The sequence below is a fragment of the Streptomyces sp. NPDC057939 genome (assembly GCF_042887545.1).
Lineage (GTDB): Bacteria > Actinomycetota > Actinomycetes > Streptomycetales > Streptomycetaceae > Streptomyces.
In genome coordinates this window covers 24028-38245 of record NZ_JBHVPG010000057.1, presented here as the reverse complement: position 1 = coordinate 38245, position 14218 = coordinate 24028, and the positions used below count along the sequence as shown (strand labels likewise).

General features: G+C 70.2%; 12 protein-coding genes. 10 read left to right on the top strand and 2 right to left on the bottom strand.

Features of this window, described 5'->3' with window-relative positions:
* Genes nuoE through nuoN form a run of 10 tightly spaced genes read left to right on the top strand, consistent with a single transcriptional unit; the run spans position 1 to position 12820 of the window.
* Positions 1 to 729, top strand: a complete 729-nt coding sequence (gene nuoE / locus ACFVS6_RS36560; RefSeq protein WP_389710860.1) for an NADH-quinone oxidoreductase subunit NuoE — start codon at positions 1 to 3, stop codon at positions 727 to 729.
* The gene (nuoF, locus tag ACFVS6_RS36555) at positions 729 to 2078 is read left to right on the top strand and encodes an NADH-quinone oxidoreductase subunit NuoF (protein ID WP_389710859.1); all 1350 of its coding nucleotides are present in this window, start codon (positions 729 to 731) and stop codon (positions 2076 to 2078) included. The genes nuoE and nuoF overlap by 1 nt, the downstream gene beginning before the upstream one ends.
* Positions 2075 to 4585 carry an NADH-quinone oxidoreductase subunit G gene (locus tag ACFVS6_RS36550; RefSeq protein ID WP_389710858.1) on the top strand — a complete coding sequence of 837 codons (2511 nt, stop codon included), beginning with the start codon at positions 2075 to 2077 and terminating at the stop codon, positions 4583 to 4585. The genes nuoF and ACFVS6_RS36550 overlap by 4 nt, the downstream gene beginning before the upstream one ends.
* Entirely contained in the window at positions 4582 to 5967 is a 1386-nt protein-coding gene (nuoH, locus tag ACFVS6_RS36545; RefSeq protein ID WP_389710857.1) for an NADH-quinone oxidoreductase subunit NuoH, read from the top strand. The genes ACFVS6_RS36550 and nuoH overlap by 4 nt, the downstream gene beginning before the upstream one ends.
* Positions 5960 to 6547 (top strand): NADH-quinone oxidoreductase subunit NuoI, encoded by a 588-nt coding sequence (gene nuoI / locus ACFVS6_RS36540; protein ID WP_281205118.1) that lies wholly within the window; start codon positions 5960 to 5962, stop codon positions 6545 to 6547. Before nuoH ends, nuoI begins: the two co-directional genes overlap by 8 nt.
* A complete protein-coding gene (locus ACFVS6_RS36535; protein WP_389710856.1) occupies positions 6544 to 7398 on the top strand; it encodes an NADH-quinone oxidoreductase subunit J in 855 nt (284 codons plus the stop codon). Before nuoI ends, ACFVS6_RS36535 begins: the two co-directional genes overlap by 4 nt.
* Positions 7395 to 7694 carry an NADH-quinone oxidoreductase subunit NuoK gene (gene nuoK, locus ACFVS6_RS36530; protein ID WP_389710855.1) on the top strand — a complete coding sequence of 100 codons (300 nt, stop codon included), beginning with the start codon at positions 7395 to 7397 and terminating at the stop codon, positions 7692 to 7694. Before ACFVS6_RS36535 ends, nuoK begins: the two co-directional genes overlap by 4 nt.
* A gap of 14 nt (positions 7695 to 7708) precedes the next feature.
* A complete protein-coding gene (gene nuoL / locus ACFVS6_RS36525) occupies positions 7709 to 9604 on the top strand; it encodes an NADH-quinone oxidoreductase subunit L (protein ID WP_389710854.1) in 1896 nt (631 codons plus the stop codon).
* Between the two features lies 1 nt (position 9605).
* Entirely contained in the window at positions 9606 to 11177 is a 1572-nt protein-coding gene (locus ACFVS6_RS36520) for an NADH-quinone oxidoreductase subunit M (RefSeq protein WP_281205121.1), read from the top strand.
* Positions 11174 to 12820: an NADH-quinone oxidoreductase subunit NuoN gene (nuoN, locus tag ACFVS6_RS36515; RefSeq protein ID WP_389710853.1), complete on the top strand. Its 1647-nt coding sequence runs from the start codon at positions 11174 to 11176 to the stop codon at positions 12818 to 12820. The genes ACFVS6_RS36520 and nuoN overlap by 4 nt, the downstream gene beginning before the upstream one ends.
* A 68-nt stretch (positions 12821 to 12888) precedes the next feature.
* Here the strand turns inward: nuoN and ACFVS6_RS36510 are convergent, their stop codons facing one another.
* Complete coding sequence (locus tag ACFVS6_RS36510) at positions 12889 to 13488, bottom strand: Uma2 family endonuclease (RefSeq protein ID WP_389710852.1); 600 nt, start codon at positions 13486 to 13488, stop codon at positions 12889 to 12891.
* Between the two features lie 108 nt (positions 13489 to 13596).
* The gene (locus ACFVS6_RS36505; RefSeq protein WP_389710851.1) at positions 13597 to 14199 is read right to left on the bottom strand and encodes a hypothetical protein; all 603 of its coding nucleotides are present in this window, start codon (positions 14197 to 14199) and stop codon (positions 13597 to 13599) included.
* Between the last annotated feature and the right edge of the window lie 19 nt (positions 14200 to 14218).

The window sequence follows — 14218 nt, the reverse complement described above, 5'->3', positions numbered from 1 at the left end:
ATGCCCCAGCTCCCCGCCCCCGACTTCCCGGCCGACGTCCGGGCCCGGCTCGAAGCGGACGCGAAGGAGGTCATCGCCCGCTACCCCGACAGCCGCTCCGCGCTGCTGCCCCTGCTGCACCTCACGCAGTCCGAGGAGGGGTACGTCTCCCGCACCGGCATCCGCTTCTGCGCCGAGGTGCTGGGCCTGACCACCGCCGAGGTCACCGCGGTCTCGACCTTCTACACGATGTACCGGCGCGGCCCCTCCGGGGACTACCAGGTCGGCGTCTGTACGAACACCCTGTGCGCCGTCATGGGCGGCGACGCCATCTTCGACGAGCTCAAGGAACACCTCGGCGTCGGCAACAACGGGACCACCCCCGACGGGAAGGTCACGCTGGAGCACATCGAGTGCAACGCGGCCTGCGACTACGCCCCCGTGGTGATGGTCAACTGGGAGTTCTTCGACAACCAGACCCCCGACTCGGCGAAGGCCATGGTCGACGACCTGATCGCCGGCCGGCCCGTCGAGCCGACCCGGGGCGCCCCGCTGTGCACCTACAAGGAGACGGCCCGGATCCTGGCCGGCTTCCCCGACGAGCGCGAGGGCGCCGTCGAGGCGAGCGGCGGCGCGGGCCCCGCCTCACTGATCGGCCTGCGGATCGCGCGCGGCGAGACTCCGCACGCCTCGATCGTGCACCCGCGGGGCGAGGCGCGCGGCGACACCGGCACCGAGGGAGGGGAGTGATGTCCGTGTCCACCGAACTGAGCAAGAACGGCACGAGTCCGGAGAAGCTCCTCGCCCCCGTCCTGTCGGCGTTCTGGGACGACCCGCGGTCGTGGACGCTGGAGACCTACCGGCGCCACGAGGGCTACGAGGGACTGCGCAAGGCCCTCGCCATGACGCCCGACGACCTCATCGCCTACGTGAAGGACTCGGGCCTGCGCGGACGCGGCGGCGCGGGCTTCCCCACCGGAATGAAGTGGCAGTTCATCCCGCAGGGCGACGGCAAGCCGCACTACCTCGTCGTGAACGCGGACGAGTCGGAGCCGGGAACCTGCAAGGACATCCCCCTCCTCTTCGCCAACCCGCACTCCCTCATCGAGGGAATGATCATCGCCTGCTACGCGATCCGCTCGCAGCACGCCTTCATCTACCTGCGCGGCGAGACCGTCCCGGTCCTGCGTCGCCTGCACGAGGCCGTGCGCGAGGCGTACGAGGCCGGATACCTCGGCAAGGACATCCTCGGGAGCGGGCTCGACCTCGACATCACCGTGCACGCGGGCGCGGGCGCGTACATCTGCGGCGAGGAGACGGCACTGCTCGACTCCCTCGAAGGCCGGCGCGGTCAGCCCCGGCTGCGTCCCCCGTTCCCTGCCGTCGAGGGCCTCTACGCCTGCCCCACTGTCGTCAACAACGTCGAGTCCATCGCCTCGGTTCCCGCGATCCTGAACAAGGGCAAGGACTGGTTCAAGTCGATGGGGACCGAGAAGTCCCCCGGCTTCACCCTGTACTCGCTGTCCGGGCACGTCAGCGGCCCCGGCCAGTACGAGGCACCGCTCGGCATCACCCTGCGCCAGCTCCTCGACATGAGCGGCGGGATGCGCCCCGGGCACCGGCTGAAGTTCTGGACCCCGGGCGGCTCCTCCACCCCGATGTTCACCGACGAACACCTCGACGTCCCCCTGGACTACGAGGGCGTCGGCGCGGCCGGTTCGATGCTCGGCACCAAGGCCCTCCAGTGCTTCGACGAGACGACCTGCGTCGTCCGCGCCGTCACCCGCTGGACCGAGTTCTACGCCCACGAGTCCTGCGGCAAGTGCACCCCCTGCCGGGAGGGCACGTACTGGCTCGTCCAGCTGCTGCGCGACATCGAGGCCGGCAAGGGCGTCATGTCCGACCTCGACAAGCTGAACGACATCGCCGACAACATCAACGGCAAGTCGTTCTGCGCGCTCGGCGACGGCGCGGCCAGCCCGATCTTCTCCTCGCTCAAGTACTTCCGCGAGGAGTACGAGCAGCACATCACGGGCAAGGGCTGCCCCTTCGACCCCAGGAAGTCGACCCTCTGGGCTGACACGGAGGTGAACGCGTGACCGTCACCACAAACGCCCCCGCCGGTGGCGGCGAGGTGCACAAGGCCCCCGAGGACACGGTCTCCCTGACCATCGACGGCGTCGAGCTGTCGGTGCCCAAGGGAACCCTCGTCATCCGGGCCGCCGAACAACTCGGCATCGAGATCCCCCGGTTCTGCGACCACCCCCTCCTCTCCCCGGCCGGCGCCTGCCGCCAGTGCATCGTCGAGGTGGAGGGCCAGCGCAAGCCGATGGCCTCCTGCACCATCACCTGCACCGACGGCATGGTCGTCAAGACGCAGCTGACCTCGCCGGTCGCCGACAAGGCCCAGCGCGGGGTGATGGAGCTGCTGCTCATCAACCACCCGCTTGACTGCCCCGTCTGCGACAAGGGCGGCGAATGCCCCCTGCAGAACCAGGCGATGTCGCACGGCAACTCCGAATCCCGCTTCGAGGGCCACAAGCGGACCTACGAGAAGCCCGTTCCGATCTCCACGCAGGTGCTCCTGGACCGCGAGCGGTGCGTGCTGTGCGCGCGCTGCACCCGCTTCTCCAACGAGATCGCCGGCGACCCGATGATCGAGCTCGTCGAACGCGGCGCGCTCCAGCAGGTCGGCACCGGCGAGGGCGACCCCTTCCAGTCGTACTTCTCCGGCAACACCATCCAGATCTGCCCCGTCGGCGCCCTCACCTCGGCCGCCTACCGGTTCCGTTCCCGCCCCTTCGACCTCGTCTCCTCCCCGAGCGTGTGCGAGCACTGCGCGGGCGGCTGCGCGACCCGCACCGACCACCGGCGCGGCAAGGTCCTGCGGCGCCTCGCCGCCGAGGACCCCGAGGTCAACGAGGAGTGGGTCTGCGACAAGGGCCGCTTCGGGTTCCGCTACGCGCAGCGCCCGGACCGGCTCACCACCCCGCTGGTGCGCGGCGCCGACGGCGTCCTCGCCCCGGCGAGCTGGCCCGAGGCCCTGGAGGCCGCGGCGAAGGGCCTCGCGGGCGCGCGCGGCCGGGCCGGTGTCCTGACCGGCGGCCGGCTCACCGTCGAGGACGCCTACGCCTACGCCAAGTTCGCCCGCGTCGTCCTCGACACCAACGACATCGACTTCCGGGCCCGCGTGCACAGCGCCGAGGAGGCCGACTTCCTGGCCGCCTCCGTCGCCGGCACCGGCAAGGACCTCGACGGCACCGGCGTCACCCACACCTCGCTGGAGGCCGCGCCGACCGTGCTGCTCGCCGGCATCGAGGCGGAGGAGGAGGCGCCCGGCGTCTTCCTGCGACTGCGCAAGGCCCACCGCAAGCACAAGCAGCAGACCTTCGCGCTGGCCCCCTTCGCGAGCCGCGGCCTGGACAAGGCGGGCGGCATCCTGCTGGCCGCCGCCCCCGGCACCGAACCCGAGTGGCTGGACGCCCTCGCCACCGGCACCGGCCTGGAGGCCGGCGGGTCCGTCGCCGCCGAGGCGCTGCGCCGGCCCGGCGCGGTCATCGTCGTCGGGGAACGCCTCGCGGGCGTACCCGGAGCGCTGACCGCCGCCGTACGGGCGGCCGACGCGACCGGGGCCCGCCTGGTGTGGATCCCGCGCCGGGCCGGGGAACGGGCCGCCGTCGAGGCGGGCGCCCTGGCGTCGCTGCTGCCCGGGGGCCGCCCCGCCACCGACCCGCGGGCCCGCGACGAGGTCGCGACCGCCTGGGGGCTGGACGAACTCCCGCACCGCCACGGCCGCGACACCGGCCAGATCGTGGAGGCCGCCGCCACCGGCGAGCTGTCCGCGCTCCTCGTCGGCGGCGTCGAGGTCACCGACCTGCCCGACCCGGCCCGCGCCCGGACCGCCCTCCAGGAGGCCTTCGTCGTCTCCCTGGAACTGCGGCCCGGCGAGGTCACCGACCACGCCGACGTGGTCCTGCCCGTCGCCGCGGTCGCCGAGAAGGCCGGCTCGTTCATCAACTGGGAGGGCCGGGTGCGTCCCTTCGAGGCCGCCCTCAAGCCCGACCAGATGACCCGCCGCCTCGCCCCCGCCGACGCCCGCGTGCTGCACATGCTGGCCGACGCCGCGGACCGGCCCATCGCCCTGCCCGACGTGCACGCAGTACGCCGGGAACTGGAACGGCTCGGACCCTGGGAGGGCGCGCTCGCAGCCGAGCAGTCCACCGACCGGGTACCGCTGCCGCGGCCCGCCGCCGGGGAGGCGGTGCTCGCCGGCCACCGGCTGCTGCTGGACCTCGGCCGGCTCCAGGAGGGCGACGAGGCCCTCGCCGGAACCCGGCACGAGGCACCGGCCCGCCTGTCGGCCGCCACCGCAGCCGAGACCGGCGTCAAGGACGGCGACGTCCTCGCGGTGACCGGCCCGGCCGGCTCGGTGGAACTCCCGCTGCGGATCACCGAAATGCCCGACCGGGTGGTGTGGCTGCCGCTGAACTCCACCGGTTCCGGCGTGTACTCCGACACCGGAGCCCGCCCCGGCACCCTCGTACGCATCGGACCGGCGGTCCCGGCCGCCGCCACCGGTGACACCACTGCGGAGGTGGGAGCGTGAACGCGGTACCCGGTGACCTCGTACAGCTGGCCGCGGAGGACCTGTCGCTGTTCGGCAGGGACGTCTGGTGGCTCGTCGTCATCAAGGCGGTGTTCTGCTTCGCCTTCCTGATGGTGACCGTGCTGTTCTCCATCGTGTGGGAGCGCAAGGTCGTCGCCTGGATGCAGCTGCGCATCGGCCCCAACCGGCACGGCCCCTGGGGCATGCTCCAGTCGCTCGCCGACGGCATCAAGCTGATGCTGAAGGAAGACGTCATCGTCAAGCGGGCCGACAAGGTGGTGTACGTCCTGGCCCCGATCATCGCGGCGATCCCGGCCTTCATGGCCATCGCGGTGATCCCCTTCGGCCCGGCCGGCAACGAGGTCTCGATCTTCGGCCAGCGCACCACGATGCAGCTGACCGACCTGCCCATCGCGATGCTGTACATCCTCGCGGTGGCCTCGGTCGGCATCTACGGCATCGTCCTCGCGGGCTGGTCCTCGGGCTCCACCTACCCGCTGCTCGGCGGACTGCGGTCCTGCGCGCAGATGATCTCCTACGAGATCGCGATGGGCGCGGCCTTCGCCTCGGTGTTCCTCTACTCCGGGTCGATGTCGACCTCGGCGATCGTGGAGGCCCAGGCCGACCGCTGGTTCATCATCCTGCTGCCGGTGTCGTTCATCATCTACGTCATCACGATGGTCGGCGAGACGAACCGCGCCCCCTTCGACATGCCGGAGTCCGAGGGCGACCTGGTCGGCGGCTTCAACACCGAGTACTCGTCCATCAAGTTCGCGCTGTTCATGCTGGCCGAGTACGTCAACATGGTCACCGTCTCCGCGGTCTCCGTCACCCTGTTCCTGGGCGGCTGGCGGGCCCCGGCGCCGATCTCCACCTACTGGGAGGGCGCGAACCACGGCTGGTGGCCGATGCTCTGGTTCGTCCTCAAGGTGCAGCTGCTGCTGTTCTTCTTCATCTGGCTCCGCGGCACCCTGCCCCGCGTCCGCTACGACCAGCTGATGAAGCTCGGCTGGAAGGTCCTCATCCCGGTCTCCGTGGTCTGGCTGATGCTGGTCGCCACCGTCCGGGCGCTGCGCAACGAGGCCTACGACTTCAGCGAGATCGTCCTGTACGTCGGCGGGGCCGTCGTCGCGATCCTGCTGCTGTCCTTCGTCGTCGACCTGTTCCGGGACAAACGCGAGAAGGCCGCCGTCGAGCAGGCCGACAAGGCCGCCGCGGCCGAGCCGTTCGACCCGTTGGCGGGCGGGTTCCCCGTACCGCCCAAGCCCGGCCAGCACCTGGCACCCGTACCGCGCCGACGGTCCCGCAGCGAGCGGGAGCTGATCGTCAGCGGCGGCACGAACACCGACAGCGACCGAGAGGAGGGTGCGGGAAATGTCTGACGAGAAGTGGCAGAACCCGGTGGCCGGCTTCGGCGTGACCTTCAAGGCCATGTTCAAGAAGCGCCTCACCGAGCAGTACCCGGAGCAGCAGAAGACCACCGCTCCACGCTTCCACGGACGGCACCAGCTCAACCGCCACCCCGACGGTCTGGAGAAGTGCATCGGGTGCGAGCTGTGCGCCTGGGCCTGTCCCGCCGACGCCATCTACGTGGAGGGCGCGGACAACTCCGAGGAGGAGCGCTACTCCCCGGGCGAGCGGTACGGCCGCGTCTACCAGATCAACTACGCCCGCTGCATCCTGTGCGGGCTGTGCGTCGAGGCGTGCCCGACCCGGGCGCTGACCATGACGAACGAGTTCGAACTGGCGGACTCCAGCCGTGAGTCGCTGATCTACACCAAGGAGCAGCTCCTCGCCGGCCTGACCGAGAACATGGTCGAGGCCCCGCACTCGGTGTTCCCCGGGACCGACGAGCAGGACTACTACCGGGGGCTGGTGACGGGGGCCGCCCCGGGCACGGTCCGGCAGACGGCCGTCTCCAAGGGCGAGGTCGCCGAACCCGCCGAGGGGGTGGAGGCATGAGCGCCCTGGCGACCACCGCCCTCCCCGCCGGCTCCCTGGACGCGGCCAACCTCGCCGCCGGCTCGCTGACCTCCACGGGTGAGGCGATCCAGTTCTGGATCCTCGGCACCGTCGCCGTCATCGGCGCGCTCGCCACGATCCTCATGAAGAAGGCCGTGCACAGCGCGCTCAGCCTCGCCGGGACGATGATCATCCTCGCGGTCTTCTACCTCGCCAACGGGGCGTACTTCCTGGGCGTCGTCCAGGTCATCGTCTACACCGGCGCCATCATGATGCTGTTCCTCTTCGTGGTCATGCTCGTCGGCGTCACCGCCGCCGACTCCCTGAAGGAGACCATCAAGGGCCAGCGCTGGCTCGCCGTCCTGTGCGGACTCGGCTTCGGCGTCCTGCTGATCGCCGGCATCGGCCAGGCCGGGCTCAGCCACTTCAACGGGCTCGGCCGGATCAACTCCGGCGGCCACGTCGAGGGCCTCGCCACGCTGATCTTCACCAAGTACGTGTTCGCCTTCGAGCTCACCGGTGCCCTGCTGATCACCGCGACCGTCGGCGCGATGGTGCTCACCCACCGCGAGCGCACCGAGCGGGCCGCCACCCAGCGCGAGCTCGCCGAGAAGCGCGTGCGCGACGGGGTGCAGCTCCCGCCGCTGCCGGCGCCCGGCGTCTACGCCCGGCACAACGCCGTGGACGTGGCCGGTCTGCTGCCGGACGGCACCCCGTCCGAGCTGACCGTCAACAAGACGCTCCGCGCCCGCGGCCAGATCCGCGACGTGTCCAGCGAGGCGCTGAACGACCTGAAGGCGCTGGAGCAGGCGTCGTCGGACCGCCTCGGCCGTGAGGAGGCATCGAAGTGAATCCGGTCAACTACCTGTACCTGGCCGCCCTGCTGTTCACCATCGGCGCGACCGGAGTGCTCATCCGGAAGAACACGATCGTGCTGTTCATGTGCGTCGAGCTGATGCTCAACGCCTGCAACCTCGCGTTCGTGGCGTTCTCCCGGATGCACGGAAACCTCGACGGCCAGATCATCGCCTTCTTCACGATGGTCGTCGCCGCCGCGGAGGTCGTGGTGGGCCTCGCGATCATCGTGTCGTTGTTCCGCACCCGCCACTCGGCCTCGGTCGACGACGCCAACCTGATGAAGCTGTAAGGGGCGTTCACACAGTGGAGAATCTGATTGCGCTGCTGGTGGCGGCGCCCCTGCTCGGGGCGGCGGTGCTGCTCTGCGGCGGACGCCGGCTCGACAAGGTCGGTCACTGGCTCGGTACCCTGCTCGCCGCCGTCTCCTTCGGCATCGGCGTCGCCCTGTTCGCCGACATGCTGGGGCGGAGCGCCGACGACCGGACCCTGCACCAGCGGCTGTTCAGCTGGATCCCGGTGGAGGGCTTCCAGGCGGACATCGCCTTCCAGCTGGACCAGCTGTCGATGACCTTCGTCCTGCTGATCTCCGGGGTGGGCACGCTCATCCACGTGTACTCGATCGGGTACATGGAGCACGACGAGCGCCGCCGCCGCTTCTTCGGCTACCTCAACCTGTTCGTCGCGGCCATGCTGCTGCTGGTCATCGCCGACAACTACCTGCTGCTGTACTTCGGCTGGGAGGGCGTGGGCCTCGCCTCCTACCTCCTGATCGGCTTCTGGCAGCACAAGCCCAGCGCGGCCACCGCCGCGAAGAAGGCCTTCCTCGTCAACCGCGTCGGCGACATCGGCCTGTCGATCGCGATCATGCTGATGTTCACCACCTTCGGGACGTTCGCCTTCGGACCGGTCCTCGGCTCCGTCGGCGAGACCTCCGAGGGCACGCTCACCGCGATCGGCCTGATGCTGCTGCTCGCCGCCTGCGGCAAGTCGGCGCAGGTGCCGCTCCAGTCCTGGCTCGGTGACGCGATGGAGGGCCCGACCCCGGTCTCGGCCCTCATCCACGCAGCCACCATGGTCACCGCGGGCGTCTACCTGATCGTCCGGTCCGGGGCCATCTTCAACGGGGCGCCCGACGCACAGCTCGTCGTCACCGTCGTCGGCGCCGTCACGCTGCTCTTCGGTGCGATCGTCGGTTGCGCGAAGGACGACATCAAGAAGGCCCTCGCGGGCTCCACGATGTCGCAGATCGGCTACATGATCCTCGCCGCGGGCCTCGGCCCCATCGGCTACGTCTTCGCGATCATGCACCTGGTGACGCACGGCTTCTTCAAGGCGGGCCTCTTCCTCGGCGCCGGTTCCGTGATGCACGGGATGAACGACGAGGTCGACATGCGCAAGTACGGCGGCCTGCGGAAGTACATGCCGATCACCTTCGTGACCTTCGGACTCGGCTACCTCGCCATCATCGGCTTCCCGGGCCTGTCGGGCTTCTTCTCCAAGGACATGATCATCGAGGCGGCCTTCGCGAAGGGCGGCACCCAGGGCTGGATCCTCGGCGGCGTGACCCTGCTGGGCGCGGGCATCACCGCCTTCTACATGACCCGCGTCATGCTCCTCACCTTCTTCGGCGAGAAGCGCTGGCAGCCGGACGCGGACGGCCACGCGCCGCACCCGCACGAGTCCCCGAAGTCCATGACCATCCCGATGATCGTGCTCGCCTTCGGGTCGGTCTTCGCCGGTGGGTTCTTCGAGATCGGCGACCGCTTCCTCAACTGGCTGGAGCCCGTCACCGGCTACGAGCACGGCCACCCGCCGGTCAGCGCCCTGACGGTGACGGCCGCCACCATGGTCGTCCTCGTCATCGGTGTCGGCATCGCCTGGGTCATGTACGGCAAGAAGCCCGTCCCGGTCGTCGCCCCGCGCGGCTCGCTCCTCACCCGGGCGGCCCGCCGGGACCTGTTCCAGGACGACTTCAACCACGTCGTCCTCGTCCGCGGCGGCGAGCACCTGACCCGCTCGCTCGTCTACCTCGACCACAGCGTGGTCGACGGAGTGGTCAACGGCACGGCCGCCTCGGTCGGCGGGCTCTCGGGCCGGCTGCGCAAGCTGCAGAACGGCTACGCCCGCAGCTACGCGGTCTCGATGTTCGGGGGCACGGCGATCCTCATCGCCGCGACCCTGCTGATGAGGGCGGTGTGAGATGAATTTCCCGCTTCTGACGGTGACGGCCGCGGTCCCCGCGGTCGGCGCGATCCTGACGGCGGCCGTACCGGCCGCCCGCCGGACCGCCGCCAAGTGGCTCGCGCTGCTCTTCTCGCTGGCGACGCTGGCGCTGGCCGTGCTCGTCGCGGTCCGCTTCGACCCGAGCGGTGACCGCTACCAGCTCACCGAATCCCGTTCCTGGATCGCCGACTTCGGCGTCCGCTACGAACTCGGCGTCGACGGCATCGGGGTGGCGCTGATCGCGCTCACCGCGCTGCTCATCCCCTTCGTGATCGCGGCCGGCTGGAACGACGCCGACCCTCTGGAGACCAACTCCTCGCGCTGGCGTCCGACCCAGGGCTTCTTCGCCCTGATCCTCATGGTCGAGGCGATGGTGATCATCTCCTTCGCCGCGACCGACGTCTTCCTCTTCTACATCTTCTTCGAAGCCATGCTCATCCCGATGTACTTCCTCATCGGTGGCTTCGGCGACCGGGCCCACTCCGGGTCCGACGAGAACGCGGCCGCGCAGCGCTCGTACGCGGCGGTCAAGTTCCTCCTCTACAACCTGGCCGGCGGGCTCATCATGCTGGCCGCCGTCATCGGGCTGTACGTGGTCGCCGGGAACTTCTCCCTCCAGGAGATCACCGCCGCCCGCGCCGCGGGCACCCTGGACATGGCGACCAACACCGAGAGGCTGCTGTTCCTCGGCTTCTTCTTCGCCTTCGCGGTGAAGGCCCCGCTGTGGCCGCTGCACACCTGGCTGCCGAACGCGATGGGTGAGGCCACCGCCCCGGTCGCCGTCCTGATCACCGCGGTCGTCGACAAGGTCGGCACCTTCGCGATGCTCCGCTTCTGCCTCGGGCTGTTCCCCGACGCCAGCAAGTGGGCCACGCCGGTGATCCTCGTCCTCGCCCTGATCAGCATCGTCTACGGGGCGCTGGTCGCGGTCGGACAGCGCGACATCAAGCGGCTGGTCGCCTACGCGTCGATCTCCCACTTCGGGTTCATCATCATGGGCATCTTCGCGATGACCTCCCAGGGCCAGTCCGGCGCGACGCTGTACATGGTCAACCACGGCATCTCGACGGCGGCGCTGATGCTGGTCGCCGGCTTCCTGATCTCGCGGCGCGGCTCGCGGCTCATCGCCGACTACGGCGGCGTCCAGAAGGTGGCCCCGGTCCTCGCCGGCACCTTCCTGATCGGCGGACTCGCCACCCTGTCACTGCCGGGCCTCGCACCGTTCGTCAGCGAGTTCCTGGTCCTGGTCGGCACGTTCGCCCGCTACCCGGTCGTCGGCATCATCGCGACCGTCGGCATCGTGCTCGCCGCGCTGTACACGCTGGTGCTGTACCAGCGCACGATGACCGGCCCCGTGAAGGAGGAGGTCCGCACCATGCCGGACCTGCGCCTGCGGGAGGTGCTGGTGGTGGCCCCGCTGATCGCGCTGCTGATCGGCCTGGGCGTCTACCCCAAGCCCCTGACCGAGATCGTCAACCCGGCGGTCGAGCACACCATGTCGGACGTACAGCAGACCGACCCCGAGCCCGAGGTGGAGGCGGCCAAGTGAGCACGACAGCTACGGGCCTTTGGGCCCTGGCCGCGGAACCGATCGACCGGATCCCGGCCCCGCACATCGAGTACGCCCAGCTCGCGCCCACGCTCATCGTGGTGGGCGCGGCCATCCTCGGCATCCTCGTCGAGGCGTTCGTCCCCCGCAGGTCCCGCTACTACGTCCAGGTGTTCCTCGCCGTCGCCGCGCTGGCCTCGGCCTTCGCCGCGGTCGTCGGCCTCGCGGCCGGCGGGTACGGCGGCAGCAAGGCGCAGATCGCCGCCATGGGCGCCATCGCGGTGGACGGCCCGGCCCTGTTCCTCCAGGGCACCATCCTGCTCGCCTCGATCGTGGCGATGTTCACCTTCGCCGAGCGGCGCCTGGACCCGGAGGCCCACGGCAACCGGGTGGACTCCTTCGCCGCGCAGGCCGCGTCCGTGCCGGGCAGCGACAGCGAGAAGGCCGCCGTCAGGGCCGGGTTCACCACCACCGAGGTGTTCCCGCTGGCCCTGTTCGCGGTCGCCGGCATGCTGATCTTCCCGGCGGCCAACGACCTGCTGACGCTGTTCATCGCGCTGGAGGTCTTCTCCCTCCCGCTGTACCTGCTCTGCGCCGTCGCCCGCCGCCAGCGGCTGATGTCGCAGGAGGCGGCGGTCAAGTACTTCCTGCTCGGCGCCTTCTCCTCGGCGTTCCTGCTGTTCGGCATCGCCCTGCTCTACGGGTACTCCGGATCCGTCTCGTACGCGGTCATCGCGGACGTGGTGGACGGTACGGTCGCCAAGACCGACCCGGCGCTGGCCGCCACCATGGGCAACGACGCGCTGCTGCTGATCGGTGGCGCGCTGATCCTGATGGGCCTGCTGTTCAAGGTCGGCGCGGTCCCCTTCCACATGTGGACCCCGGACGTCTACCAGGGCGCCCCGACCCCGGTCACCGGCTTCATGGCCGCCGCGACGAAGGTCGCCGCGTTCGGCGCGCTGCTGCGCCTGCTGTACGTGGTCCTGCCGGGCCTGCGCTGGGACTGGCGGCCGGTGATGTGGGGCGTCGCGATCGTCACGATGCTGGCCGGCGCGGTCATCGCGGTGACCCAGACCGACGTGAAGCGGCTCCTGGCGTACTCGTCGATCGCGCATGCGGGGTTCATCCTCGCCGGTGTGATCGCGACGTCGGCGGAGGGCGTGCAATCGGTCCTCTTCTACCTGGGCGCCTACTCCTTCGTGACGATCGGCGCCTTTGCGGTGGTCACGCTGGTGCGCGACGCGGGCGGCGAAGCCACCCACCTGTCGAAGTGGGCCGGGCTGGGGCGGCGTTCGCCGCTCACCGCGGCGGTGTTCGCGGTGTTCCTGCTGGCCTTCGCGGGCATCCCGCTGACGTCCGGGTTCACCGGCAAGTTCGCGGTGTTCAAGGCGGCGGCCGAGGGTGGTGCCGGGGCGCTCGTCGTGGTCGGCGTCATCTCGTCGGCGATCGCCGCGTTCTTCTACGTCCGGGTGATCGTGCTCATGTTCTTCAGTGAGCCGAAGGCGGACGGCCCGACGGTGGCGGTGCCCTCGCCGCTGACGATGACGACCATCGCGGTCGGCGTCGCGGTCACCCTCGTCCTCGGCCTGGCCCCGCAGTACTTCCTGGACCTGGCGGGGCAGGCGAGCACCTTCGTCCGCTGACCGGTCCGCGACACCACCAGGGCCCGGCTTCCCACGGGGGGAGCCGGGCCCTGGTGTCGTGCGCGGGGCTATTCGGCCCGCTGTCGCTTCGCCGTGATGGAGGTGAGGTCGAGGTCGACGGGGAAGGGGACGGAGACCTTCAGGCGGTCGTGGAAGATCCCGGTGGCGACGTAGCCGCCACTGGCCGGTTCCCGCTCGAAGACGTACACGACGGCGCGGCCGTCCTTGTTCTCGACCCGCCAGTAGTGGGGGATTCCCGCGCGGGCGTACTTGAGCGGCTTGGTCTCGCGGTCGCGGTCGACGGACTCGGGAGAGACGACCTCGATGGCCAACAGGACGGCTTCGGCGGGGAACCGGGTCTGTGCCAGGTCGGTGAGGACGTCCTCGCGGCACACGATGACGTCGGGTTCGGGTCGGTTGCGGCGGTCGATGTCGATGGTGAACTCGCGCAGGACTTCCAGCGCGGTGGGGGCCAGCGCGTCCAGTTGCCGCTCGAAGAAGGTGACCGCCCGCGTGTGGAAGAGGGTCTGCGGACTCACGAAGATCAGGCTCCCGTCGATCAGCTCCGTGTGCGGAGGCAGATTCGGAAGCGTGTCCAGGTCGTCCGCGGTCCAGCCGCCCGGAGGCGGGATCGGCCAGCTGTGTTCCGGGTTCATCAGTGCTCCCATGGGCGGGATCCTCGCAAGCCCGTCCAGGGTATCGCCGGGGTCCCGGGGCGAAGTCGCCCTTACGGGTGAGTCATATGCCCCGGGCACATCGGTGAGGGGGCGGCTCCGTCAGTGGTGGCCGTGGGCCGGGGTGGTGGCGGTGCCCGTGGTGGTCTTCTTCGGGCACTTCAGGGCCGTGTTCCAGTTGTGGAAGCGGCCCGCCGGGTTCTCCTTGTACGCCCACATGTGCAGGTCGTAGTGCTTCGGCATGCCCGCCCAGTGGCCCGGCATGGGGCCGTCGAAGGGCAGGCCGAACATCGACGGCCGGTCGTCGGCGGTCTTCAGGTCCTGGTCCCGGTCGGTGGCCATCCACTCCACCGTCTGGAGGGTGCGGCGGCCGTGCCGGTCCTTCTCGGTGCTGTACAGCAGCGCGGTGGGCTTCGCGGGGTCCGTCGACCCCCAGTTGGCCTGCTTGACGTAGTGGTAGCCCATGGCGCCCGCGCCGAACGGGTTGTTCATGCAGGCCTCGCCGTGCGGCACGTACCCGTCCTTGAGGGCCTGCCGCTCGTCCACGTACTTGGCGGTCACCGCGATGGCCGTGGCCATGTCGCGCATCGCCTTCCTGTTGCGGGGGTCGGGCGCCGGACCTTCGACGGCCGAGGCGGCCGGGGCGAGGGCGAGCGCCACGGCCGCGGCGGCGGCGAGGGCCAGGGTGCGGGTGGACACGAGCATGGCAGGGCCTCCTGCGCTG

Bases quoted from the DNA above. Each gene is read 5' to 3' on its own strand.
- nuoI (WP_281205118.1), top strand. From the start codon at position 5,960: ATGTCTGACGAGAAGTGGCAGAACCCGGTGGCCGGCTTCGGCGTGACC.
- nuoF (WP_389710859.1), top strand. From the start codon at position 729: ATGTCCGTGTCCACCGAACTGAGCAAGAACGGCACGAGTCCGGAGAAG.
- ACFVS6_RS36510 (WP_389710852.1), bottom strand. From the start codon at position 13,488: ATGGGAGCACTGATGAACCCGGAACACAGCTGGCCGATCCCGCCTCCG.
- ACFVS6_RS36535 (WP_389710856.1), top strand. From the start codon at position 6,544: ATGAGCGCCCTGGCGACCACCGCCCTCCCCGCCGGCTCCCTGGACGCG.
- nuoE (WP_389710860.1), top strand. From the start codon at position 1: ATGCCCCAGCTCCCCGCCCCCGACTTCCCGGCCGACGTCCGGGCCCGG.
- ACFVS6_RS36505 (WP_389710851.1), bottom strand. From the start codon at position 14,199: ATGCTCGTGTCCACCCGCACCCTGGCCCTCGCCGCCGCCGCGGCCGTG.
- ACFVS6_RS36520 (WP_281205121.1), top strand. From the start codon at position 9,606: ATGAATTTCCCGCTTCTGACGGTGACGGCCGCGGTCCCCGCGGTCGGC.